Below are 1,391 nucleotides of genomic sequence, written 5' to 3' on the forward strand. Positions count from 1 at the left end.
CTGGTTCTTCGCGCTGGCGATGCTGTGCGGCCTGGGCTTCGCCGCTGGGAAGGCGCTGGAATACGGCGAGAAGCTCCACGCCGGTATCACCCCGACGACGAACGCATTCTATATGTACTATTACGTACTGACCGGAGTGCATGCGTTCCACGTCGTCGTCGGCATGTGTGTACTCGCCTTCCTCTGGCGGGCGACCCGAAACACCACCCGTCCCCCTAAAACCGTGACGATCGAGGCATGTGCGTCGTACTGGCATATGGTGGATGTGTTGTGGATCGTTTTGTTTCCGCTTCTTTATCTCATCTGATATCGGGGGCCCGCTCGGTCTGGGCCGGCCGGGTGGTATGCGTATTCGCCGGGCTTCTGCTTCTCACTGGCGGATCGTCATGGTTCGCTGAGTCTGATGCCTCCCGCGGGGTCGCTCCGACGGCATTCATCATGACCATAGCGGCCTTGAAGATCCGCCTTGTCGGCATGCACTTCATGGAGCTGAGGCATGCCCCGCTCGCGCTGAGGATCGCCTTCCATGGCTGGATCGTCGCTGTGTGGGCGCTCGTGGTGGGTCTTAGCTGATCCGTGGGCCGGGTCCGGGCTTCGGCCGGGTTACCGGGTCGGCGGAAATGCGACCGGCGAGGGTCAGCGAAGACGGCGAGTGCGTCATCATCACACTCGGACTCGGCCCCGAACAGCGACTCGGTGGGCACCACGCGGTTGACCAGGCCGATGCGCTCGGCTTCCTCAGCGCCGACGATCCGGCCCGTGTACCCGATCTCGGCCGCCCGGCCCGGCCCGGCCCGATCAGCCGCGTATTACCGCGGGACGGACCGAGCCCTTGTGCTCCAGGCGATGGACACAGGCACGCCGCACCCCAGACTACGAAGATGTTAGACACTTCCGTGATCTACAAGCGGCGTGCCTGCTAGGCCAAGCGGTGCATATTCATGCTGTCGCGTCGATCGAAACGACTCAGCCGGGGGTGCGTTGCGCCGCGCTCACGGCTGAAGCTGCCTTGCTCTGCGCCCGAGCCTCGCTCCAGTCCGCGTCGGTGAGTTTCGCGAGCTCGGCAAACGTGCCTGGGCCGGCGAGCATCTGGCCGCCGTCCATCGCGATCGTCTGGCCGGTCAGATAGTCGCAGGCATCCGACAACAGGAAGATCACAAGGTTGGCCAGTTCGGCGACGGTGCCGGGTCGCCCGGCCGGGATCCGGTCGGTCTGGGTCGCCCCGCTCGAGCTCCTGCCGGTGGGGTTGAGCATTGCCCAGGCGTACTCGGTGGGGATCGGCCCCGGCGCGATGGCGTTCACCCGGATGCGGTGCCTGGCCCACTCCGCCGCCACTGAGCCATTCCCGGCGTCGATTTGTGAGGTTGGGTAATTGTTGCGGGGTGTGAGTG

General features: G+C 65.0%; 3 protein-coding genes. 2 read left to right on the top strand and 1 reads right to left on the bottom strand.

Going from position 1 to position 1,391, the window contains the following annotated elements:
• Both G6R25_RS23945 and G6R25_RS31095 read left to right on the top strand, forming a co-directional pair.
• A partial coding sequence (locus tag G6R25_RS23945; RefSeq protein ID WP_205447432.1) for a cytochrome c oxidase subunit 3 occupies nucleotides 1-307 on the top strand: 307 nt, incomplete at its 5' end.
• Nucleotides 238-573 (top strand): cytochrome C oxidase subunit IV family protein, encoded by a 336-nt coding sequence (locus G6R25_RS31095; protein ID WP_136449613.1) that lies wholly within the window; start codon nucleotides 238-240, stop codon nucleotides 571-573. The genes G6R25_RS23945 and G6R25_RS31095, both read left to right, overlap by 70 nt.
• Nucleotides 574-966: 393 nt before the next feature.
• Here the strand turns inward: G6R25_RS31095 and G6R25_RS23960 are convergent.
• On the bottom strand, nucleotides 967-1,391 hold a 425-nt coding region (locus G6R25_RS23960), incomplete at its 5' end, for an SDR family oxidoreductase (RefSeq protein WP_163554652.1).

This window comes from Candidatus Frankia alpina (genome assembly GCF_902806485.1).
Lineage (GTDB): Bacteria > Actinomycetota > Actinomycetes > Frankiales > Frankiaceae > Frankia > Frankia alpina.